We start from the raw sequence: 22,988 nt of genomic DNA on the forward strand, positions 1-22,988 counted from the left end.
CGCTGATTTTTTGAAGGTATGGTCATCATCCAGTGCGTGTCACCACGGCTACGACTTGGTTGTTCGAGGTGCCCTTATATTGACGTGGCCGGAAAGCAGCTCAGCAAGATTTTCCAAGTTGTGCCTTACGTCAGGCACCTTGAGTTGCTGCAAGGGAGTGCCACGCTTGAGCAAGGCCGCCTTTAGCAGCAATTCCATGTCGTGAGAGGCCAAAAAGTACGCAGGAAGGCAAGCAAAGTTAGCAGGCATGCCATCGGGCGTTTTGTCCATCTCGTCGATGAGTGTGCTGATGCAGGAGCGAAACGCCCCCGCCTGCATCAAGTACGTCGCCCCAGTGAGATAATCGTCTGCCATAGCGGGCCTAACTACCATTGGGCCGCCTAAGCGCGGCGTGACACGATCCCCGTCGACCCTCTGACCGTGGTCAATTGCTACGAGCGTCGGAAGCTCACCGCTTTTCAGCTATGTCCCTCTGACGCCAGGTGTTATGCCGCATCCCTAGCGCGGCCACAGTCAGTGCCACGATGCCCCATGCCTTGCTCAACATTGTTTCTTCCCCCTGAAGAAATTTGTGGCTTTTTTGCTGCATTAAATACTGCGCGCCTTGATCCTCGCCGAGTTTTTGGGTTGCGTCAATGCGCTTTCGCGAGTGATTGCTGCATTTAGTGGCTTTGCCCTCATCCGCCCTTCAGGCACCTTATCCCGCGCGCGGGAGAAGGGCTTGGTGTCTCGGGTTATTGGCTGTTTTCTGCGGTTGCCGGCTTGGCCGGCGGGGGTGGAGCGAGATTATTGTTGAGTTCGGTAATCTCCGGGGCGTTGCCTTCGGTCACCACACGCACCTGCGCGGTTTTTATATTTGACACGTTGGTTAGCGGCAGGCGTACCTGTGAGGTGATTGGCTGCAGATTGCGTGGTGCCGCGAGTGCCGGGAACGCGGCTCTTGCCAGCTCCTTGCCCCGCCCATCCTCCAACACCACAAACCCGGCCGGCGCGTCAGAATGGCCGAGGCTATGCACGGTCACTTCAATGGCATCGGCGGTCACGCGCACGTCGCCGTGGCCGATGCCCAGGTCCGGGCGTAGTTCGACCGGGGTGGTGGCTGCGATGCGTTCGAGCTGCAGAACGGTGGTGCGGTCTGCGGGGAAGTCGATGTCGATGGCCGCGCTTTTTTCGAAAGCGCGCTCTTGCGTTTTGGCTGCACTGTCGAGCTTGCCATCATTATCGCGGTCCACGCCTTGGGTGATGCGCCATTGGCCTGGGGCGACGTTCCAGCCGGTCATGCTGGCGCGCTGAGGTTTACTGGAGGTGTTGTAGGCGATGACGGTGAAGCGGTCTTGCTGGGGTGCGGGGATGGCGATGGCCACTTGGGTTGCGGCCTCTGGGTCGTTGAAGCGCCAGCTCACGGTGTGGCCGGAGTAGGTTTGATTGCGCTTGAGGGCCACGCCGCCTAAGCGGGCGCGTTGCAGGTTGACCGTGGGGGATTCCACGCGGTCGCTCCACCAGTGGCCTTCGGTGTTCATGGAGAAGTTCTGCAGTTTCTCGCGCGCCTCGCTGCGGTAAATAATGGCGAGATACTCGAGGTTGCCGGTTTGTTCCCAGGCCACATGGTGCGGGAAGTCCGGGGCGCTGCCGTCTTCGTTGTTTGCGGCGTCGATGAGCTTGCCGCTCCAGTCGCTGCGCTTGCCCATGACATCGAGGACGTTTTCGTTGAGCAGGGATAATCCGTTGGGGCCGCTGTTGGCGACGCGGTAGTAAATCGGCTTGAGATAGCGCTGCTCGCCGGTGAAGCGGTAGGCGGCCCAGAAGGTGTGCAAGGTGTCGGCGCCGCCGCTGCCTTCGAACAGTTCGCCGCCGCGGGTGGCGCCGGTTTGCCAGTTGATCTCGTTGGGCAGCGCCCAGTGGCCCTTGGCGTTGGTGTAGGCGTGGGCGAGATAGCCGTCGGCTAATCCTGTGACGATGCGGCGGCTGTTGGGGTCGGCGTTATAGCCGCCCAGCAGGATGGCCGGGTGCACGATGGGGAAGGAGTACGGTTTTTGCCATTGCCAGTTGGGCTCGCGGTAGACGGTGCGGCCGCCGAACCGGTTGCTGGCAAACAGCAGGTGCCCTTGCGGGTTGACCTGGATGATGGTGTCGAAGGCCTTCACCGTTTGCATCAGGCGCTCGACGGTGCGCGGGTCGCCCCAGTTGAGAGACAGCAGGGCGCTGTTGAGGTTGATGCCCTCTTCGTAGGCATGCAGCTCGTCGGTTTCGATGGTGGACAGGCCGTTGGTGAACATGCCATTGCGGTAGTTGGCCTCGGACAACGCCAGCATGGAGGCGTTGAGGAGGTCCGGGTCCACGCCCATCAGGGCGACGCCGGGCCATTGCTGCACCAGGTCCGAATCGTCGGAGATGCCGCCGCCGAAATCGCCGTAGGCCACCTGGCGCTGCGCGATCCACCAGCGGATATAGCGGCGGGTGGCGCTGAGGTCTTGCAGCTGCCAGAACGCCCAGGCGGGCACGCCCTTGGGCACGCTGGGCAGGTCCACGGGCAACGTGCCCTGGTTGGCGTTGCTGATGTCGTTCCAGTACTGGCGGCCGAGGGCGTGGTCCGGGTCTACGCGCAGCAGGTCGGTGATGTCCGCGTCCAGCCGCTTGTAGAGCAGCTGGCGCTTGGAGGTGGGGTGTTCTTCGACCAGAAAGCCCCAGTTGTCCTTGACCTGGTTGAAGCGGTCGGCGACGTGCTCGGCGATGGCCTCGGCGCGCGGTTTGAATACCAGCTGCAATTGGGTGCCGTCGAGCGCGCTGGCATCGAAGCCGGGCGCGGCGGCGGCGATGCTGAGCATCAGGCTGTCGTTGCTCAAGATTCTGTCGCGCAGGTCCAGCCACAGGGTGCGGGCCTGGCCGGGGGTGACCGCGACCGAGACGTCGATCATGTCGCGCGCGGGCCAGATGGGGTCCTTGATGCGAAGGTTGAGCGGGATGCTGCCGTTGTGGGTGGCCGGCAGGGTCAGCGCCGGCAGGGTGATGGCGATGCCGTCCAGGCCGTCGTGCATGTTCTCCCAGCCGTAGGACCAGCTGCGCATCAGCGCCTGGTCCGGCGGCGGGTTGCCCAGGCTGGACGGCACCAGGATGTGCACGATGGGCTGCTGCGCGCTGCTGGCGGCGGGCTTGTCGCTGGGGCGCGTGCGGGCCGGTGCCTTGGGGGGCAGGGCGACCACGGTCTGGCGCTCGCCTGGCGGGTAGCGGCCGGCGATGACATCGCGCAGCGGGGCGAGGTTGTCGTAGTCGGGCTGGATGTCGCTGCGTACGGTGTAGCTGAGTTGCGCGCTGCCCTTGGGGACCTCGCCTGGCTGCACGTTGTAGGCCCAGATTTCCTGGATCGGGGTTTCCTGCGCGGTGTTGGCAAAACGTAGCGTGCCGCCGTGGCGCTGGGCGAACTGGTCCACGCTGCGCACCGCGCCTTGCTTGCGGTCGAACAGCGGTTGCGCTTGCGCGGTGGTTGCACCGGCGGCACGGGGCGCGGTGTAGCTGGCCTGGCCATAGGCGGCGCCGCGCAGCTCGATGCGGTTGACCGGCTCGTCCGGCAGGGTGAGGTCCAGCGCCTTGCCGCCTTCGACGTAGGTGTTCCAGTCCGGCAGCTGGAAGTAGTCGTTACGGCCAGGCAGGCGCGAGCGGTTGTAGACGCCGGGCCAGGTGGTTTCGGCGATGCCGTCGGTGGCCTTCCACATCCATTGCTTGAGGTCGCGGGTGTCGGCGAACTCCACCTTGCGGATGCGGGTGATGGGCGCCTCCAGCAGCGGTGGTGCGTGGCCGTTGTCCCAGCCGTAGCGGTGCAGGAAGGCGGCGTGTTGCGCGTCGCCGGTGGCGGGCTCGGCGGTGGTGGGCTCTTGCAGGCGTGCGAGTGCGGCGGCGCCGCTGGCATCGAGCATGCGGTCGTAGATGCGGATCTCGTCGATGTCGCTGCCGCGCAGGAAGTTGTAGCGGCTCTGCACCTGGTGCGGCGACATCACGCGGCCGGCCAGGCCGAACTGGTCGAGCGCGGCGTCGAAGTCGAGCGCGCCGCCGTTGGCGCAGGGCGCACCGCAGTCCACGCGTGCGGCCTCCTTGCCGTCGACATACAGGCGCACGCCGCGGGTTTCGTCCCAAGCAAACGCGATATGGGTCCAGTCGCTGGCGCTGGGATTCTTATCGAGCTTAAAGGAGACGCGGGTGCGCGCGAGATTGGCGTCGGTGACGAAGGCATCGACGCCGTGGCCGTTCTAGTCGATACGCAGCCAGGCCATGTCCCAGCTGGTGTGGTCGGCGTAGCCGACGCGGAAGATCACGAACGGCGCTTCGCACACTGGATAACGCGAACGCCAGAAGAAGCCGAGCGTGCCGCGTTGGGTGTAGAGGTTGCCGGGCGCAGTCCACGCCAGCACGCCGTCGTCGGCCCATTGAATGGCGTTGCCGCGCTTGCCGGTGGGCACCAGGGCGATCTTGTCGCGGAAGTTGGGCACGCCGTCGCCGCGGGCGACATCGGCCTGCAGGCTGCGGTCTGCCGAGACCCGGAACAACAGTTCCGGGGCGGTGGTGGTGGCCGCGCTCACCGGCAGCGCGATCAGGCACAGCATTCGCAACAAAAACGTCGACACGCTCACCTCGTCAATTCAAACACGCAAACAGCCACCGCGCGGTTGCACGCGGTGGCGACGACGCACTGACAGACCGTTGGCGGGACGCCACTTGGGACTATCGTCCTTCAACAACGTGTCCGGCCAGGTGCCGTGCCAGGCATCGCCCACACGGCGCTCGTTGGGCACCTTCCTATAGTCGGTCAAGGCCACGCCCTCGCGGTTGGCATCCAGCGGACGTCGATTCTGCAGGTTGTCCAAGCGTGTCCATCATGACGCACCCGGTTGCGCGACCAGGATCACGTCCTTGCCGGTTTCCTGGGTGGGGTCGTCGATTTTCCTGGTGGCCAGCTCGCGCAGGCGCTGGGTGTCGAAACAGCGCGCAGCGGCCCCGACCGCGGTCTTGATCTGTGCGGACGGGGTGGGCTTGTGCATCAGAAACCGCACGACGCTCACCGGCTCGCTGGAAGCCAGCGGTGGCGGTGCTCTGGTTGGAGTTGCGGTCGTTGCCGTGCTCGCAGCGCACCGGGTTGTAGCTCTCTTCGCCCAGATGGTGCTCGCTGCAGGACACCGACATCAACGCGCCCAAGCGGCCATCGGCCCAGATGTTGCTGATCAGCCCGGAAAGGCGCGGGTCCTTTTCGCGCGACAGATCGTTGTAGCCGTAAGGCGTGGAGGCAGCCGCTTCGAAGCCGTCGACGTCGAACGGGCGCGCGCCGCGCAGATCGACGGTGGCGCCGAGCGCGCCTGCGTCCCTCTGCGCCGGTTGGGTCTTGCTGCGGGTGACGTGGCTGAACAATTCCGAGGCGAAGGGAGTGACACCGAAGCCGCGGCTGCGGTTGACGCCATCGCTGCCGCTGCCGGCCGTGGCCAATGCGTCCAGCCCAGCGATGCGCACGCGGGTGAAGTCCGAATCCAGGCCGCGCATGGAGATCTGCTTGCCCTCGCCGCCTTCGCGGTCGATGCAGACGCCGGCGATGCGCTGCATCGATTCGGCCAGATTCAGATCGGGAAACTTGCCGATGTCTTCGGCATAGATCGCATCCACCTGCTCCACGCGATAGCGCTCGGCATCGAGCGATTGCTGCAGGCTTTCGCGGTAGGCGGCCTTGGCCTGCACGCGGTCCAGATCCACCGCATCGGTGGCCTGTGGAGCAGGTGCGGTCTGCGCAACGGCAGCGGCCGCGTGCAGTGCCAACACAACAGCCACCGGCAGAGGCGCGGTGGACAAGCGGGCGCCCACCACACAGGCGGGACGACGCGAACGGACCTGCATGATGGGCTCACTCCATGGGCACTGGCTGCAATGACGCGCTCAGCCCCCCAAGGCCATGGCCTGGCAATGAGCGACCACCAACACGGCTGCGCAACCGCGCGCTACGTGTTTGCTAGAGGCTTTAAACATCACGCCCACTGCCTTGTATGCGTGCACGAGTGCACGCATACAAGGCGATCAAGCGTTGGAATAAGGGCCCGCTGCGCGCCTGCGCAGCGGGCGCGCAACAGTTAGAACGTGTAGCGCACGCCCAACAGGAACTGCCGGCCGGTTTCGCTGTATTGCAGCGGCAACTGCGCGGCCGCACCGACCCACTCGTCGGCCACTTCGTTGGTCAGATTGATGCCTTCCAGGCTCAGATCGATCTTTTTGTCGAACTTGTAGCGCAGCGAGGCGTCGATCATCGTGGTGGCCTTCATGCCGTGCACGTCGAAGCCGGTTTCGGTTGCCGGCACCTGGGTCAGATAATCGTCGCGATGCGTCGCCGACACACGCCCGGCGAACTTTTCGCCTTCGTAGAACAGCGTGGCGTTGTACGCATTCTTCGACAGGCCGGTGAGATCGGTTTCCAACGATGCTGCGCCGCTGGTGGTCAGATACTGAATCTGCGAATCGACATAGGTGTAGTTGAGCTGGATGTCCAGATTGCTCCAGATGCCCGGCAACCAGCTGAAGGGCTGGGTGTAGTTGGCTTCCAGGCCCTTGAGATCGCCACCGGGGGTGTTGAGCGGCACACTGAAGACGAAGTCGTCGTTGACGCCGGCGCCCGTGCCGGCGAGCAGGCTCACCGGCAGGCCGCTGGAGGAGTACGGACGCACCTCGCGTGCGTTCTGCTCGAAGCTTTCGATGTCCTTGTAGAACAGCCCCAGGCCCAGCAAGGCGCCTTCCTGGAAATACCACTCAAAGCCCAGGTCGTAGGTATCGGCCAGAATCGGGTCCAGATTCGGGTTGCCGCCACTGACGGTGCGTGCACCGCCGCTGACGTTGACCGTGACACCCGGCGTCAGGCTACCCAGGCCAGGCCGCGACATCACCTTGGCTGCGCCAAAGCGCACCAGGAAGTCCGGTGCCAGTTCGGCCACCCAGGTTCATCGAGGGCAAGGTGTTGTTGTATTCGCGCTCGGCGGTGGTCTGCACGAGTGCGGTACCGACGGTGGCAAAGCCGGTGGACTCCTGTTTGGTGCGCACGTAACGCACGCCCAGGTTGCCGGAGAACGGAATCGCGCCGATATCGAAGGAGAAATCGCCTTGCAGATACGCACCGCGATCCTGCTCGGTGACGCTGCGGGTGTTCACCGCGCGCTCGGCCAGGGCGAAGGTGCCGGTGCCGCTATAGACGCCCAGCGCGTCGGCAATGCCATCCAGGTCCGGCACCACCCAGGTGTTGGGCGTGCCGTTGACGGCGCTCAACCCGGTTTGCTGGGTCAGGTCGGCCGGCACGATGCGGGTGCCATCGGCGAAGGTGGGCACCGCCACTTCCGAAGCGCGGCGGGATTCCTGGGTGGAGAAGGTGTAGTTCTTGGCCAGTACGCCGCCCTTCAAGCGGAAACCGGGGCTCACGCTCCAATCGAAATCCAGGCTGCCGGTGTCGAAGTCGTTGCGCACCTGTTGCGGACGCAGACGCAGTTCGGCCAGGGTCCAGCCATTGGGGTCGGTGGGGTCGATGCCGTAATCGAACACCGGCTTGCGGCTGTTGCCGCGGTAATCGTACGAATAGCCATCGACATTGAGCTTGTCCATGATCACCGTGGTCTGGATCGGGTTCTCGTGCTGCGAGCTTGAGGTACCGACCATGCCGCTGATCTTGAACACATCGCTGAAGCGGTGCTCGCCGGTGAGCGACAGCTGCTTGAAGACGGTGTTCCATTCGTCGTAACGGTTTTCCGAGCGCACGTCGACGTTGTCGAAGTTGCCATACAACATCGCACCGGTGGCCGGGTCGATGAAGCCGTCGTTGACGATGGTCTGCGGCTTGCCGCCCTGTGCGGCGCCACGGCTGAAGGAGATCGCTTCGATATAGTTTTCGCTGCGCTTGGCGTCGATCTTGGAATACAGACCGTCCAGCGAGAACTCGGTGGAATCGCTCGGCGCCCATTGCAGCGAGCTGGTCACGCCGATGCGCTCCTGCTTGTGCTCCATCAAGGTGTAGCGCGGGAAGCGCGGATGGAACACGTTGGCATCGCGCGCCTGCGGGAACGCCGGGCTGGCGGCGAAGTTGCCGTTGCTCGGGCCATTGGCCCAACGACCGCTGTTGCTGCCTTCGTCCAGCAGCTCGCGCTCGGTATAGGCCACCGACACCAGCGCGCCGAAGGTGTTGTCGGCCCAGGTGTTGGAGATCAGCCCGGCCACGCGCGGGTTGGCCTTTTCGGACATCGCGTTGTAGGCGGCCTAGCCGCTGGCGGCGATGGTGAGGCCCTCGTAATCGAACGGGCACGCGGTACGCAGGTCGACGGTGGCGCCCAGCGAGCCTTCTTCCACATCGGCCTGCGCCGTCTTGCGTACGATCAACTGGGTGAACAGGTCCGAGGCGAACACGTTGAAGTCGAAGCCGCGGCCGCGGTTGGTGCCACCGGACTGATCCGAGCTGCCAACCGTGGTCAGCGCTTCCATGCCGTTGACGCGCACGCGCGTGAAGTCCGGGCCCAAGCCGCGCACGGAGATGTTGCGGCCTTCGCCGGCATCACGGGTGATCACCACGCCGGGGATGCGCTGCAGCGATTCGGCCAGGTTGAGGTCGGGGAACTTGCCGATGTCCTCAGCGACAATGGCATCGACCACGCCGGCTTCGCCGCGCTTGATGTCCAGTGCCTTTTCCACCGACGCGCGATAGCCGGTCACCGTGACGGTGCCCAGGTCGACGGTGGGTTCGGCAGGTGCCTGTGTGGCGTCTTGTGCAGCCGCATGGCCGCTCAGCGCAAGGCCGATCGCCAGCGCCAGCAAAGTAACCGGTGTCTTCCGGTTAGTGGTCCGAACTTGCATGTCCTCTCCCTCCCAATGGTCCATGAACAACGTGAAAAAGCGGGGTTTGAGCGGCAATGACACCGCTAGTCAACAGCGTGTACCAAGCTGAATATTTCTGAAACATCTTGCAACGCAGCAGAAAACCTCACCATACACACAATGGGGGCAAGCAGTCTCTACATGTCGGATTATTCTCATTAGTGGCCGCCTCTCGCGACGGCTAGAATGACCCCGATGGTCATCCTGGCGCGCACGGTGTCCCCCCGTGACGCACCACGCAGTGAGGTAATTGCCGCATGAGTCGTGCCCGTATCCTGTGCTTTGGAGAGTTGTTGTTGCGCCTGGGGGCGCCTGGTCATGCGCTCCTATTGCAGCAGCCTTGGCTGGACGTGCATTGCGGCGGGGCCGAGGCCAATGTCGGCGTGTCGCTGGCGCATTTCGGCCACGAGGTGGCCATGGTCGGCACGGTGGCGGACAACCCGCTGGGCGCCGCAATCCTGGGCGAACTGCGTCGGCACGACGTGGACACCCGCCATGTGCGGCGGGTGGATGGCCGCATGGGGCTGTACTTTTTGACCACTGGTGCCATCCACCGGCCGAGCGAAGTGCTCTACGACCGTGCCGATTCGGCGTTTGCGCTGGCCCCGGCCGATGCCTACGACTGGCCGCGCCTGCTTGAGGGTGCGCAGTGGCTGCATCTGTCCGGGGTCAGCCCGGCGCTGGGCGCCTATGTGGCGCAGGCCACGTTGGCGGCCGCACGCGCCGCACGTGTGGCCGGGGTCAAGGTGTCGTTCGACGGCAACTACCGGCCCATGTTATGGCAGCGCTGGCAGGGCGACGCGCGCGGCATCCTGCACCAGCTCTTCGACTGTGCGGATGTGGTGTTTGCCGATTACCGCGACATCGGGGTGGTGCTGGGTGGCGAGTTCCCGCAGGACACGCTGGACGCGCGGGTGGAAGCCGCTGCGCAGCAGGCGTTTGCAGCGTTCCCGCAACTGCAGTTGATGGCCTGCACGCAGCGCGTGGCGCACACCGTGGACCACCACAGCCTGGGCGCGATGCTGGTGCCACGCAGTGGTGCAGTGGCACGTGCGCCCAGCGAGGAACTGACCCCGATCATCGACCGCATCGGCGGTGGCGACGCGTTCGCGGCCGGCGTGCTGCACGGCCTGATCGAAGGCTGGCCGCTGGAGGACACGGTGCGCTTCGGCCTGGCGGCGGGGTGTTTGAAGCACTCGATTCCAGGCGATTTAAATCCGCTGTCGGTGGCCGATGTGCAGGCCTGTGCGGGGGATGCGCTGTTTGATGTGAGGCGGTGAATCGGCAGTGGGGAATCGGGAATCGGGAATCGTAAGAGCTGAGAGCGTTGGCTTTCAGTGCTCTTTCCAGGGGTGTTGTCTACAGCGCGCGGTGCGCTCAATAGGAATGAGGGATTCGTCACATCAGTCCAGGAAGACCACCGCCATCGTGTGCCGGTCGTCTGCTGACGCAACGCATTGAGTTTGTCGAAGATCAGTGATGAAGCAAGCCACGGCCCTTCCGATTCCCCAATCCCGATTCCCGATTCCCGGCGCTCACCCCAACTCGATGCAATCGAACCTCACATCCGGATCCACCTCGGCGTCGTAATCCACGTCGTCGCGCTCGAAACCGAACAGCTTGAGGAACTCGTGCTTGTAGCCGGCGTAGTCGGTGAGTGCGAATAGATTTTCGGTGGTGACCTGCGGCCACAGCGCCTTGCAGGCATCTTGTACGTCCTCGCGCAGTTCCCAGTCGTCCAGGCGCAGGCGGTTTTCATCGTCGCGCTCTGCGGGCTGGCCGTCTTCGCGATACAGGCGCGCGCGGAACAGGCGGTCGAGCTGCGCGATGGTGCCTTCGTGCAAGCCTTTTTCCTTCATGATCTTGTAGACCATGGAGATGTACAGCGGCATCACCGGGATCGCCGCGCTGGCCTGGGTCACCACCGACTTGAGCACCGCCACATTGGCGCTGCCACCGTGCTTGCCCAGACGCGCATTTAAACGCTGCGCGGTGTGGTCCAGATCGACCTTGGCCTTGCCCAGCGCGCCGTGCCAGTAGATCGGCCAGGTGATCTCGGTGCCGATATAGCTGAAGGCCACGCTGCGCGCGCCATTGGCGAGCACGCCGGCACCTTCCAGCGCGTCGATCCACAATTCCCAATCCTGCCCGCCCATCACGGTGATGGTGTCGTCGATCTCCTGCGCGCTGGCCGGCTCGATCGAGGCCTGGATGATGCTGTCCTTGTTGGTGTCGATGGCGGTGGCGGTGTAGGTCTGCCCGATCGGCTTGAGCGCCGAGCGCTTCACTTCGCCGCTGCCCGGCAACTTGCGTACCGGCGAGGCCAGCGAATACACCACCAGATCGACCTGGCCGCCCATCTCGGTCTTGATCAGCTCGATCACCTGCGCACGCGCCGCATCGGAGAACGCATCGCCATTGATCGACTTGCTGTAAAGGCCCGCGGCCTTGGCATGTTTGTCGAACGCAGCGGAGTTGTACCAGCCGGCGGTGCCCGTCTTGGTGGCGCTGCCGGATTTTTCGAAGAACACGCCCAGCGTGTCGGCACCGAATCCGAAGGCAGCGGTGATGCGCGAGGCCAGGCCATAGCCGCTGGACGCGCCGATCACCAGCACTTTCTTCGGGCCGTCGCTACGCACGCCGTGCGCACGCGTTGCGGCGACCTGTTCGAGCACATTGCGCTCGCAGCCAAGCGGATGCGTGGTGGTGCAGATGAAGCCGCGTACTTTGGGATGGATGATCAACGTGTACTCCTCGTCAGCAAGATGCTGGCGGCATCTTAATCGCTGGCCTGCCGGCGAAACAGCCTGATGCGTAACACACGCTGCTGTATGGAAGCGCGCGAAGACGCCCGATATCGCGGCGCACGCGACGGTGCCACGCAGGCAACTTCAGCACGCAGTGCCGCACCAGCGGCGATCACCATCGATTTCCTACCCGGTCGCCTGTGCTATTTTTTGCGCCTGCCGTGCCGTGCCTGGTTGCGCCTGTTGGCGATCGTCGAGGTCCCTTCCAGCTGTGCGACCGGTATCCGAGCGAATGTCTCTCCGAAGCGAGCGCGTCACGCAGCTGAGCCGCGTTCCACGGTGTCGGCTTGGGCCGTTGCTGGTCGAGCTGGAGCGGCTTGCGCTGATCGACGACGGGCAGACCCATCACGCTGGAACCGCGCAGGATGGAAGTGCTGATCGCGTCGGCCGAGCGCGCGGGCGAGATCATCAGCGCCGAGCAGTTGTTGATCGGGGTGTGGCACGGCAGCTTTTACGGCGACAACCCGGTGCACAAGACCATCGCCCAACTACGCCGCAAGCCCGGCGACGACAGCCGCCAACCGCGCTACATCGACACCATCCGTAAGCGCGGTTATTGGCTGCTGCCCACAGTGGTGTTTCCCGAGGATGATCGCGGCGCCGTGATGGGCGCGCAGGCATGGGGACACGGCAATCCCTACGTGGGGCTGCAGGCGTTCGCCCCCGCACATGCCTAGGTATTTTTCGGCCGTAGCCATGCCATTGCGCAGGTGCTGGGCGCTGCGCGCGCAATTGCATCGCCAACGCGGGCTGGTGCGGGTGAGCGGCGCCAGTGGCTGCGGCAAGACCGCGCTGCTGTGCGCTGGCATGGTGCCGTTGCTGTCGCAGCCCGGTGGATTGGATGGCCTGGAAGCCATCGCAGTGGCGTATTGCAACCTGGCGCAATGCCATGGCGACGATGTGCTCGACACGCTGGCGCGCGCACTCTGCGATTGGTCACCGAATGAGCGCGCTGTGTTTTCGCAGGCGCAGATGGCAACACGCACCGACTGGTTGCAGCGCCCTGCACCGCTGCATGCGGCCATCAGCGAGGCGATGCGCCAGAGCGCCCCAGCGCGCGGCAGCCTGCAGACCCGGCGCCATCTTTTGGTGGTGATCGACCATGCCGAGGCGATGGTGGCAACGCCCGGTATCACTGATGCCGATCGCGCCGCATGGGCGGCCGCCTTGCAGGCGCTGTGCCGCAGCGCTCACGTGGCGGTGCTGATGCTCACCCGCAGCGATTTCTATCCGCGCCTGATCGATGCCTTGCCGCAGATCGTGGAGCTCAAACGTGGCGATGGGCATGTGGATCTGCTGCCGCCACGCGATGGCGACATCGGCCAGATCATCCGCGTGCCTGCGGCGATGGCCGGGCTGCGTTTCGAAGAATAGCGCAACAGCGCCAGCCGCCTGGACGATGTACTGCGCGATGCCACCGCGCCCGCCTGACGGTGAGCGTCGTCGGGGTGATGGCCACGGCTCTCTGACAAACGGTCGTGCGTGACCAGCAGATGCGTCCAGCGACCGACCGGTCGGCCAGCCGCCAGGCGCATCGCTTAGCTCTGCCTGGAATCAACGCAGGCGTGCGCCGGTTACATCGTCACTGTTACCCGGGCAAGACGGTGTCATCGGACAGGGGTGTTGGCAACGTGCGCCGAAGCCGCACCTGCACCGATCGCTTGCCGCGTCGGTGCACGCCACGCGGTGCAGCCATCCACCCTCTCCACCGATCGCTTTACACTCAGCGGCTACCCCCGCAGCTGCCGTGCGTCTTCGATGATCATCTCCGCCGCTTACCGTGCTTCCGCGCAGGCGCGCTTGCCGCCGTTCCTGTTTCACTACATCGATGGCGGCGCGTACGCCGAGCACACCTTGCGGCGCAACGTCGCCGACCTGGCCGATATCGCGCTGCGCCAGCGGGTGCTGCGCAATATGTCGGATCTGAGCCTGAGTACCGAGTTGTTCGGTGAGACGTTGGCGATGCCGGTGGCGTTGGCGCCGGTGGGGCTGACCGGCATGTACGCGCGCCGTGGCGAAGTGCAGGCGGCGCGTGCGGCGGCCGCGCGCGGGATCGCGTTCACGCTGTCCACGGTGTCGGTGTGCCCGATCGAAGAAGTGGCGCCGGCGATCGAGCGGCCGATGTGGTTCCAGCTGTACGTGCTCAAGGACCGCGGCTTCATGCGCAACGCGCTGGAGCGCGCCAAGGCGGCCGGGGTGACCACGCTGGTGTTCACCGTGGACATGCCAACACCCGGCGCGCGCTACCGCGATGCGCACTCGGGCATGAGCGGGCCCAACGCATCGCTGCGTCGCATGCTGCAAGCGGTGACGCATCCGCGCTGGGCCTGGGATGTGGGTCTGTTGGGCCGACCGCACGATCTGGGCAACATCTCGGCGTACCGCGGCAGCCCGACCGGCTTGCAGGATTACATCGGCTGGCTGGGAGCCAATTTCGACCCGTCCATTTCCTGGAAAGACCTGGAATGGATCCGCGAATTCTGGACCGGGCCGATGCTGATCAAGGGCATTCTTGACCCGGACGATGCACGCGATGCGGTGCGCTTCGGCGCGGACGGCATCGTGGTGTCCAACCATGGCGGCCGCCAACTCGACGGCGTGCTGTCCAGCGCGCGCGCGTTACCGGCCATTGCCGATGCGGTAAAGGGGCAGCTGAAGATCCTGGCCGATTCGGGCATCCGCAGCGGGTTGGATGTGGTGCGCATGCTCGCGCTGGGCGCCGACGCAGTGCTGCTCGGGCGTGCATTCGTCTACGCGCTGGCAGCGGGGGGCCAGGCCGGTGTGGAGAATCTGCTGACCCTGATCGAACGCGAGATGCGCGTGGCGATGACCTTGACCGGCACGCGGTCGATTGCCGAGATCAGTGGCGATGCGTTGAGCCGGGTGACGCGGGAGACTGCGGTTTCGCCTTGATTTGACGGGAACGGTGCATCGGCTGGTGACGATGCGATTCCCATCGCGTGTGCGGGCTGCGGATCGAGCAAAACGCGGCGACGGCGGCGCTGCCCGCCGTCGTTATTGTTTGCGCTCGCCCGTCGGCAGGCACTGCTTCAGTGCCAGGACTGAGGCCCATGGATCCGCACGTTGGCGCCTGGCACGTTCCAACGCCTTATCCATCGGAAATGCATCCGGCCCGCTGATCTTGTCCAATTCTTCCCAGCGCAGCGGTACGGCGACGGTGGCTTTTTCGCGCGCGCGTAGCGACCACGAACACACGCTGGTATTGCCGCGCCCATTGCGTAGCCAGTCGACAAAGATCACGCCGTGGCGCTTGGCCTTGCTCATGGTGGCCACATAGCGCTGTGGGGCGTGCGTTGCCAGTGCCTGTGCAAATTCTTCGCAGAAATCGCGCGCTTGGTCCCAGCCCGCTTGCGGCACGATCGGCACCACCACATGCAAGCCCTTGCCACCGGACAGGCGCACCGCGCTTTCCAGCCCTGCGCTGCGCAGTTTGGCGCGGATGTCGCGCGCAGCGGCGACCACGTCGGGCCAGGACACAGCGTGGCCGGGATCCAGGTCGAACACCAGGCGATCCGGGTGCTCCGGGTCATCGACCTGCGCGCCCCATGGATGCAACTCCAGCGTGTTCATCTGCACCAGCTCGAGCAGGCCGGCGGCGTCTTCCACGTAGATGTAATCCTCAGTGCCGCTTTTTTGCTGCAGCGCGATCGCCATGATATGCACGCCCAGATGGCGGCCTTCGTGCTTCTGGAAGAAGCAATCGCCGCCGGCACCGTCGGGGCAGCGCAACAGCGACAAGGGGCGGCGTGCGATCTCCGCCAGCACCAGCGGTGCCACCGCGCGGTAGTAGTCGGCCACAGCGCCCTTGCTGATGCCGAGCGCATCGAACACCACGCGCTCGGGATGAGTGATGGTGATGCCGTCGGCAGGTATCGACGCAGACACGGACGTGGACGCTGTGGATTTGGATGCTTTCGATTCCGTTGTCGATGGTGTGGTGATCTGCGATTTCGCCGAGCGCACCCGCTTGCTCACCGCATTTGTGGGCGCTTTGACTGTCGTGAAGGCCGTCTTCGTGGCTGTCTTCGTTGCCCTCTTGGTCGCCGTCTTGCTCACTGGCGCAGCAGCGACTTCAACTTTGCCACCCCCTCCGCCCGCAGCACGCGCCTTGCCCGGCGCAGCACGATCGCCCCCCAACGCGCTCATGGGTTTGTCCTCACGCAAACGCTTGAACGCGGCTTGCCGTAGCAGACCTTCTTTAGCCCAGCCGCGAAACGCGACCTCGGCGATCAACACCGGTCGCACCCACTGCACATCGCGTGGCCGTCCCAGAACATGCGTCGGCAATACCACCGTGGCGGTGTTGCTATGCAGCGCCTGCAACAGTGCGGTGATCTTGCCAAGCAATGCATCATCGAACCCGGTGCCCACGCGCCCGACATAGCGCAACGTCTTGCCGTTGCGTTGCGCCATCAGCAATGCGCCAAAACCACTGCGTGCGCCCTTGGGCTCGGTGTAACCCACCACGACGAACTCGTCGCTGTCTTCATGCTTGGTCTTGACCCAATCGGCGCTGCGCCCTTCGCGATAACGCGCATCGGCCAGCTTGCTGACAACGCCTTCCCAGCCGGTGCCGGCACTGGCCGCAAACACCTCAGGACCGTGGTCGATCACATGGTCGCTAAACGCCAGCGTGCCCGGTTGATCGCCCAGCAACGCGCGCAGCAATTGCTTGCGTTGCAGCAACGGGGTCTCGCGCAGATCCACTCCGGCGACGCCGAGCAGATCGAACACGACGTAGCGCAGCGGTTGAGTGACGCTGCCATCAAGCGCGCGTTGCAGCGCCGAAAAATCGCTGCGTCCTTGTGCGTCCTTGTGCGTCCAGCACCACCAGCTCGCCATCCAGGCGCGCATCCCGCACCGGCAACGCCTGCAACGCGCGCACCACATCCGGGAAGCGCTGCGTCCAGGCCTGATCGTTGCGCGAGCGCAGCTGCACGTCGCTATCGACCAGATCGGCCAGCAAGCGATAGCCGTCCCACTTGATCTCGTGCAGCCAGCGCTCGCCCTGGGGCGCTTGCGCGCGCAGCAAGGTCAGCTGTGCGCGCAGCTCGGTTGGGCATGGCGCATCGCGTGCGCCGTCCAGCGCCAATGCGCGGGTGCGCCAGTGTCTGGAATCCGCACGCCCTGGGCGTGCGCGTTTGCTGGCTGCAGTCGATGTCTCGGCAATGGCCTTTTGCGCCGCCGGCGCGCGCCGCGCCCGGCTGGCCTTGCTACGCGTTGCTGGAGCCGCCGCAGCCGATACGCCTGCCGCCTGCTGCGCCAGCAGCGCATCGGCATCCAGATCGGCCGCGTACGCATCGGTGCGTTTGAACAGCAGCCACTGCGGTTTGCCGCCGCGCATCTGTGTGCGCACCAATGCAAAGCCACCGCGCAGATGCGTGCCCTGCAATTCGAATTCCAGCTTGCCCGCGTCCAGCGCCGCCAACGCATCGCCCTCGCAGCGCCACTGCCCGTGGTCGAACACATCCACATGCCCGGCGCCGTAATGGCCTTGCGGGATGTCGCCTTCGAAGCTGGCATACGACAGCGGGTGATCTTCCACCTGCACCGCCAGGCGCTTTTCGCCGGCGCGCAGGGATGGCCCCTTCGGCACGGCCCAACTCTTGAGCACGCCATCGGCTTCCAGGCGGAAGTCGTAGTGGCGCGAGCTGGCGTGATGCAACTGCACCACGAAGATCGGCTGTTTGTTGGCGCTTGCAGGCGCCTCGCCGGCCGGTTCCGGTGTCTGGTCGAAGCGGCGCTTGGCGTTGTAGTCGCGCAATGGCATGGGCTGGGCTTATCCCGCCTTGCGGCGCGGCGGCGCTTTCGCTGCAGCTGTTTTGGCCGCCTTGGTCGCGGTCTTTTTTGCGGTTTTTTTGGCCACTTTCTTGGTTGCGGTTTTTTTGGCGGGTGCTGCTGCCGGCGCACTGCTTTTCTTGGCAGGGGTGCCTGTATTGGCCTGCAGGCTCTTCTGCAGCAGCGACATGAAATCGACCACGTTGGTGGTGGCGTCTTCGTGCTGCGGCGGCTCGATATCTCCCTTGGTGGTGCCGCCCTTTTCCTGGATGCGCTTGCGCAGCAGCTGCTCCAGCTTGCCGCGGAATTCGTCGTGGTAATCCTCCGGCTGCCAGCTGCCGGACATCGACTCGATCAGCTGCCTGGCCATCTCCTGTTCCTTGGGTGTGATGCGGTACTCGCCCACTGCCCCGGCCGGCAGTTTGAAATCCTGCGGGTCCACCGCTTCCTGCTGGTAGCGCAGCAGCAACAAGATCAACGCATCGCCCTGCGGCATGACCGCGGCCAGATATTCGCGGGTGCGGATGACCACTTTTGCGATGCCCACCTTGCCGGTGTCGCGCAGCGTCTCGCGCAGCAGTACATAGCCTTTTTCGGCCTTCTTGCCTGGCACAAGGATATAAGGCTTTTCGAAATAGCGCGGGTCGATGTCGGAGGCGCCGACAAAGGTTTCCACCTCCACCGTCTAATGACTTTCCGGTGAGGCGGAACGGATATCCTGCTCATCAACGATGACATAGCTGCCCTTGTCGTACTCGAACGCCTTCACGATCTCCTTCCACGGCACCTCGTCGCCGGTATCGGCATTGACGCGCTCGAAGCGGATCGGCTTTTTGTCGCGCGAATCGAGCATGCGGAAGTGCAGGTCTACCTTGCGCTCGCCCGACATCAGCGACACCGGCACGTTGAGCAAGCCGAACGAGAGGGTTCCGGTCCAGATCGGTCGTGCCATCGGGGTGTGACTCCGGGTGCTGTTTTGGATAACCCATAGCTGTAGCGCGGGCACCGTGATCCATGCGTGAGCCGTTCGCATGGGGCGACTGCATGTTCTTCACCGCGCGCGCGCTGAACTGCGCACCCATCTCACATCTCAGGAGAACCTCGTGCCCCGTGACCCACTGCGCGGCCAACCCACCCAGCCGGGCGAACAGCACGGCAAGCGCGATGCCGAACACCACGAAGACCGCGGCGCGGGCGCTGCGCCCGACAAGCTGATTCCCGCTGACGCCGATACCCCGGCCAAGACGCCGGGCAATGCGCCTTCAGCCGCGACAGACAGCTGAAAACAGGCAGCTGAAACAACGCGCCGGCAATGCCGGTCAAGCCGATCCAAACCACGCCCGACCTGCTTCCTGCAGTCGGGCCAATTCGTCATCGGTCGACAGCCGCGAGCGCAGCAGAAAGCGCACGCTCTTTCCGTTTTCCAGCCAGAACATGCCGCCGCGCCCCGGCACCACGTCGACGATCAATTGGGTGTGCTTCCAGTAGTCGAACTGCGAGGCGCCGATGTAGAACGACGCACCGCCGATCTCGCACAGCAACACATCGCGATCGCTGACGATGAAATCCCCTAGCGGGAAGCACATTGGCGATGAACCATCGCAACAGCCGCCGGATTGATGGAACAGCAGCTCACCGTGCCGTGCGCAGCGAGTCGATCAACTGCAACCCCGCCAACGTGGCTATGACCTGCAGCGGCATGTCAGATTGCCTGGTGGATTTCCTGGTGCTGTGCATCGGCCCGCCTCCTGCAGCCGCATCAGGCCACCGTATCGAGCATGCTACGCGGCCGCCAGGCCAACGTAGCGTGCTTGCCATCCACGACTGTTTTCAGAAAAACCCAAGCGCCTTCGGCCGATAGCTCACCAGCACATTCTTGGTCTGCTGATAATGGTCGAGCATCATCTTGTGATTCTCACGACCAATTCCCGAATGCTTGTAACCACCGCATGCGGCATGCGCCGGATAAGCCTGGGAGCAGTTGGTCCACACGCGCCTGGCATGGATCGCGCGGCCCATGCGATACAGGCGTGACGCAGCGCGACTCCATACCCACGCGCCCAGGCCGTACGAGGCTGCAGCGCAGCATTGCGTGCACAGAAAATAACTCGTGACAAACCTGATCCGTTTAGCCCTCGCAATTTGCGAAACGATGGTCCGCAAGCCGCTGTGCAAGCTCACCGCAGCCGCGCGGTACGGCCAGCTTGAAGAACCCGGGATCCGCCATGGCGGCATCGCAGTCTTGCACCCGCTCGAACGGGTAACCCTGCAACTGCCAACCGGCGTTTGCCGACGACGACATCCATCGGTACTTCCATTGATAGCGAATGCTGGCGCCACACGCATCGATGCTGACCTCATCACCGCTATGACCACGCATAGGGAAGGCAACCTCTGTGCTGGTCAGATCGGTGCGCCCATCCGCACCTGGTGCGTGCGTGAGCTAGCTGGTGCGCACTTGGCCCAGTTCGGTCGCATTGGCCGGCGGCTGCAGCGTGGATGGCTGTGCCAGCAACCATCGATGGACTTGCGGCACCGCCGGACTCGTGGCTGGCTAGGTGCGCGTCACACGCAAATGGCCCTGTTCCGAAGGCGCAGCGGCAGCAGCACCGGCCAAGAGGCTGGCCGCATCGCGCATCGCAATCAATATCGCTCCCAAAAACTTCATCACGTGCTCCATGCATTGTGTGAGGGGCACCGAGCGTTGCACGCACCTCATAACCGGCTAGCCGCAGGCGCTGCAGCGAGGTCGTGCATGACGCAGTTGTGCCATACGCAACTCGGTAGGTGTAACAACACGTATCGCGCGGGGTTGGGTGCGTGCTGTGCGGCTTACAAGCGTGCACTGCTCGCACCCCTGCACACCGACCATCTCGAAGGACCCTGCAGCCAAGCCGCAGATCATCCGCTCTACAACCGACTCACGACCGCGGCACGAGGCAACCGTTTGCTAAGCGCGACGCGCGCTCACGCAGCGGCCGTGTTTGCCGCTTGCCGCGCTTGCACAACCGTCGTGACACACGCACCGTGGCTGGCACTGACATCGCGCATCACAAAATCGCGCGGCTGCCAGTGCACCTGCGCGGCAGGACGCGCGCATGCAGCATGCCCGTCTGCCACCACATCGGCCTGCCCGGTTGCATTCAATGCCAGCAGCACCGGGAAACCGGTAAACGACACGTTGCACTTCACGTCCAACCAGTCGAGGTCACCATCGCGCAACAGGAACCAGTCGGCCGGCGCATGGCCCACGACGATCATTGCCGTGTGTGCTTCCACCAAAGCGGCACCGACTCAACCCCCAAAATCCCACTGCAGCCCCACCGTATACGTGCGGTCCGGACCCGGCTCGTCATAGCGCCCGTTGCCGTCGTTGACGATCACCGAGCCGACGTATTGCCGGTCCAGCACATTGTCGATGCGTGCGAAGGTGCGCAGCCCACCAAGTGTGGTGATCCAGCGCTTGGAGGCTTCCAGATTGATCAGCGCATAGCCAGGCGCGCGCTCGGTGGCCAGATCGTTGACCACGGTGGCGTCGGACACCACCGATTCGGCGGCGAATTGCCATTGCAACGGCTGCCATTGCCAACGCGCAAACAATTGCTGACGTGGCACTCCGGGCAGGCGGGCGCCGCTGGTCACCGCCGCGGTGGGGGTGGCGCAGCCGCTGCTGGCACAGGTGAGATAGCCATCGCGCACAGTGGCATCGACGAAGGTGTAGGCCAGCTGCACTTGCTGAGTGTCTCCCACCGGTTGATTCCAACTGAGCTCCGCGCCCTGGCGGCGGGTCGCACCGATATTGCGAAAGGTGCTGCGTCCGTTGGTGTTGCTGGCCACCGCCAGCTCGTCGTCGGTGTCGGCGCGGAACAACGCCAACTCCAGCGCTGCGCCGCTTTGCGCGCGCCATTTGCTGCCGACCTCAACATTGCGGCTCTTGGCGGCGCGCAGATCCAGCGCCAGACCGGCGCCAGACCGGCGCCAGACCGGCGCCACCATCGTTGCGATAGCCCAACTCGTTGAAGGTCGGCGTTTCAAAGCCGCGTCCCACCGATGCGTAGAAACGCAGATCGTCGTCGGCGCGGAACACGATGCCGGCCACCGGCGTGGTCGCCGAATCATCACGCTGGCCGCTGTCGTCTGGATTGCGCCCGACGATGTAGTGGTCGTCGGACTCAAAGCGCACCTCGCTATGGCGCACGCCGATCAATGCCGACCAGCGATCGCTCCACTGCCACCACAGCTGCGCAAACTGGTCCACGTTTTCGACCTGATCGCGCTGGTTGCGGCGCAACGCGCCTTTGACGCCCAGCATGTCGCCGACGAAGTTTTCGTAACCGGTACGGTGCTGACGCTGGCGATCGACGTTGGCACCCACGGTCAATTGCAGCGGCCGGCCCATAGCCTGCCCCTGCCAGGCCCAACGTGCATCGGCGCCTCCATAATTGCTGTCCAGATCGATCACCCCGCCCGAGTGCAGCGGGTTGCGCTGCACCGCCACCGGAATCGCCAGAAACTGCTCCACGCTGCGCTGCCCGCCGTAAGCCATCAGGCGCAGGGTCTGGCTGTCGAACTGCTGGGTGAAGATCGCGCCGGCCTGCGATTGGCGCACCGATTTGCGGGTGTTGAACTGGGTCGCCACCGAGGTGGCCTGCGCCGGGTCGGCGTTGAACTGGGCGCGACTCAAGCCCAGTGGATCCTGCGCATCCGGCGCATCCAGAGCATTGAGCACCAACTCCAGCCGGCTGCCCTCGGCCAGATCGAAACCGAGCTTGGCGTTGACCGAATCGCGCTTGGCGCGGCTGTGGTCACGGAAGCCGTCGGTTTGGAAATGATTGGCGGCCAGGTTGTAGTGCACCGCGCCCTGTTGGCCGAGCAATTGCGCGCCCACATTGACGGTGGCGTTGCTGCCGTAGGTGGCACGCAGTCGCCACGGATCGCCCGGCTTGCCGTCGGCGCTCCATAGCTGCAGCACGCCGCCCGACGAGTTGCCGTACAGCGCCGAGAACGGCCCACGCAGCACTTCCACACGCGCCGCGCCCAGCACGTTGAAGTGCGAGAGCTGGCCCTGGCCATCGGGCATGGTGGCCGGAATGCCGTCGACCAGCAGCCGCACGCCGCGCACGCCGAAAGTGGAGCGCGCGCCGAAGCCGCGGATCGACAGCTGAGTGTCCTGCGCGTAGTTCTGGCGGTCGCGCGCCACCAGTCCGGGGATACCGTCGAGCAGCTCGGACACCTGCGCGCCGCGGCGGTTGTCGGCATCGGCCGCCACCACGGTGAACGAGGCCGGCAGATCGAAGTCGTCCACCCCGCGCACGCGCGCGGCGTCCACCTGCACGGTGGGCAAGCGCTGGATCGGTTTAGACGACGGCGCCGTGTCGGCGGCCAGGGCGAGCGGCGCAGCGCTCGTCGCGAACAGGCCGCACGCGGCGGCCAACAAGGGGAGTCTGGGCATGGGCGTAGTGTCCCTCATCCGTACGGCGAGCGCATTGTTGCGTACGGAACCAAGCATGC

At 64.7% G+C, this 22,988-nt stretch carries 9 protein-coding genes and 8 pseudogenes; 4 read left to right on the forward strand and 13 right to left on the reverse strand.

Annotated elements, in window-relative coordinates:
* Positions 1-48: 48 nt before the first annotated feature.
* The 5 genes and pseudogenes from XpopCFBP1817_RS06765 to XpopCFBP1817_RS06785 all read right to left on the reverse strand — a co-directional run bounded on the left by XpopCFBP1817_RS06765 (position 49) and on the right by XpopCFBP1817_RS06785 (position 8,850).
* The gene (locus tag XpopCFBP1817_RS06765; protein WP_128416539.1) at positions 49-354 is read right to left on the reverse strand and encodes a hypothetical protein; all 306 of its coding nucleotides are present in this window, start codon (positions 352-354) and stop codon (positions 49-51) included.
* 380 nt (positions 355-734) lie between these two features.
* A pseudogene (locus tag XpopCFBP1817_RS06770) lies at positions 735-4,595 on the reverse strand (LamG-like jellyroll fold domain-containing protein).
* 36 nt (positions 4,596-4,631) lie between these two features.
* On the reverse strand, positions 4,632-4,808 hold the full coding sequence (locus XpopCFBP1817_RS23915; protein WP_425479072.1) for a hypothetical protein: 177 nt from the start codon (positions 4,806-4,808) through the stop codon (positions 4,632-4,634).
* Between the two features lie 262 nt (positions 4,809-5,070).
* A pseudogene (locus XpopCFBP1817_RS06780) lies at positions 5,071-5,871 on the reverse strand (TonB-dependent receptor plug domain-containing protein); the annotation flags it as partial.
* 230 nt (positions 5,872-6,101) lie between these two features.
* A pseudogene (locus tag XpopCFBP1817_RS06785) lies at positions 6,102-8,850 on the reverse strand (TonB-dependent receptor).
* Between the two features lie 278 nt (positions 8,851-9,128).
* Here XpopCFBP1817_RS06785 and XpopCFBP1817_RS06790 point away from each other — a divergent pair.
* Complete coding sequence (locus XpopCFBP1817_RS06790; protein ID WP_128416540.1) at positions 9,129-10,151, forward strand: sugar kinase; 1,023 nt, start codon at positions 9,129-9,131, stop codon at positions 10,149-10,151.
* A 255-nt stretch (positions 10,152-10,406) separates the two neighbouring features.
* Here XpopCFBP1817_RS06790 and fabV read toward each other — a convergent pair whose 3' ends face one another.
* Positions 10,407-11,615 (reverse strand): enoyl-ACP reductase FabV, encoded by a 1,209-nt coding sequence (gene fabV / locus XpopCFBP1817_RS06795; RefSeq protein ID WP_128416541.1) that lies wholly within the window; start codon positions 11,613-11,615, stop codon positions 10,407-10,409.
* 295 nt (positions 11,616-11,910) lie between these two features.
* Between fabV and XpopCFBP1817_RS06800 the strand changes: the two are divergent.
* Positions 11,911-13,049: pseudogene (locus XpopCFBP1817_RS06800) on the forward strand (nSTAND1 domain-containing NTPase); the annotation flags it as partial.
* Positions 13,050-13,436: 387 nt separating this feature from the next.
* Entirely contained in the window at positions 13,437-14,591 is a 1,155-nt protein-coding gene (lldD, locus tag XpopCFBP1817_RS06805; RefSeq protein ID WP_128416542.1) for an FMN-dependent L-lactate dehydrogenase LldD, read from the forward strand.
* A gap of 102 nt (positions 14,592-14,693) precedes the next feature.
* On the opposite strand, the gene ligD is transcribed toward lldD, so the two are convergent.
* The 3 genes and pseudogenes from ligD to ku form a co-directional block, all read right to left on the reverse strand.
* Positions 14,694-16,553 carry a DNA ligase D gene (gene ligD, locus XpopCFBP1817_RS06810; RefSeq protein WP_279627100.1) on the reverse strand — a complete coding sequence of 620 codons (1,860 nt, stop codon included), beginning with the start codon at positions 16,551-16,553 and terminating at the stop codon, positions 14,694-14,696.
* On the reverse strand, positions 16,465-17,469 hold the full coding sequence (locus XpopCFBP1817_RS23540) for a DNA polymerase ligase N-terminal domain-containing protein (RefSeq protein WP_279627101.1): 1,005 nt from the start codon (positions 17,467-17,469) through the stop codon (positions 16,465-16,467). The genes ligD and XpopCFBP1817_RS23540 overlap by 89 nt, the downstream gene beginning before the upstream one ends.
* A gap of 9 nt (positions 17,470-17,478) precedes the next feature.
* A pseudogene (ku, locus tag XpopCFBP1817_RS06815) lies at positions 17,479-18,429 on the reverse strand (non-homologous end joining protein Ku).
* Positions 18,430-18,580: 151 nt separating this feature from the next.
* Between ku and XpopCFBP1817_RS06820 the strand changes: the two are divergent.
* Entirely contained in the window at positions 18,581-18,760 is a 180-nt protein-coding gene (locus XpopCFBP1817_RS06820) for a hypothetical protein (RefSeq protein ID WP_128416543.1), read from the forward strand.
* Between the two features lie 36 nt (positions 18,761-18,796).
* On the opposite strand, the pseudogene XpopCFBP1817_RS06825 reads toward XpopCFBP1817_RS06820, so the two are convergent.
* From XpopCFBP1817_RS06825 to XpopCFBP1817_RS06845, 4 genes and pseudogenes are all read right to left on the reverse strand, one after another.
* Positions 18,797-19,178: pseudogene (locus tag XpopCFBP1817_RS06825) on the reverse strand (DUF779 domain-containing protein).
* Positions 19,179-19,307: 129 nt separating this feature from the next.
* Positions 19,308-19,547, reverse strand: a pseudogene (locus XpopCFBP1817_RS06830) (aldehyde dehydrogenase family protein); the annotation flags it as partial.
* A gap of 897 nt (positions 19,548-20,444) precedes the next feature.
* Positions 20,445-20,738, reverse strand: a complete 294-nt coding sequence (locus XpopCFBP1817_RS06840; RefSeq protein WP_128416549.1) for a hypothetical protein — start codon at positions 20,736-20,738, stop codon at positions 20,445-20,447.
* A 33-nt stretch (positions 20,739-20,771) separates the two neighbouring features.
* A pseudogene (locus XpopCFBP1817_RS06845) lies at positions 20,772-22,929 on the reverse strand (TonB-dependent receptor family protein).
* Positions 22,930-22,988 lie beyond the last annotated feature (59 nt).

Origin of the sequence: Xanthomonas populi (assembly GCF_002940065.1) — a bacterium.
In the GTDB taxonomy this organism is placed as follows: Bacteria; Pseudomonadota; Gammaproteobacteria; order Xanthomonadales; family Xanthomonadaceae; genus Xanthomonas; species Xanthomonas populi.

Coding starts and splice junctions, on each gene's coding strand:
- XpopCFBP1817_RS06765 (WP_128416539.1), bottom strand. CDS start 354: ATGGCAGACGATTATCTCACTGGGGCGACGTACTTGATGCAGGCGGGG.
- XpopCFBP1817_RS06790 (WP_128416540.1), top strand. CDS start 9,129: ATGAGTCGTGCCCGTATCCTGTGCTTTGGAGAGTTGTTGTTGCGCCTG.
- lldD (WP_128416542.1), top strand. CDS start 13,437: ATGATCATCTCCGCCGCTTACCGTGCTTCCGCGCAGGCGCGCTTGCCG.
- ligD (WP_279627100.1), bottom strand. CDS start 16,553: ATGCGCGCCTGGATGGCGAGCTGGTGGTGCTGGACGCACAAGGACGCA.
- XpopCFBP1817_RS23540 (WP_279627101.1), bottom strand. CDS start 17,469: ATGCCATTGCGCGACTACAACGCCAAGCGCCGCTTCGACCAGACACCG.
- XpopCFBP1817_RS06840 (WP_128416549.1), bottom strand. CDS start 20,738: ATGATCGTCGTGGGCCATGCGCCGGCCGACTGGTTCCTGTTGCGCGAT.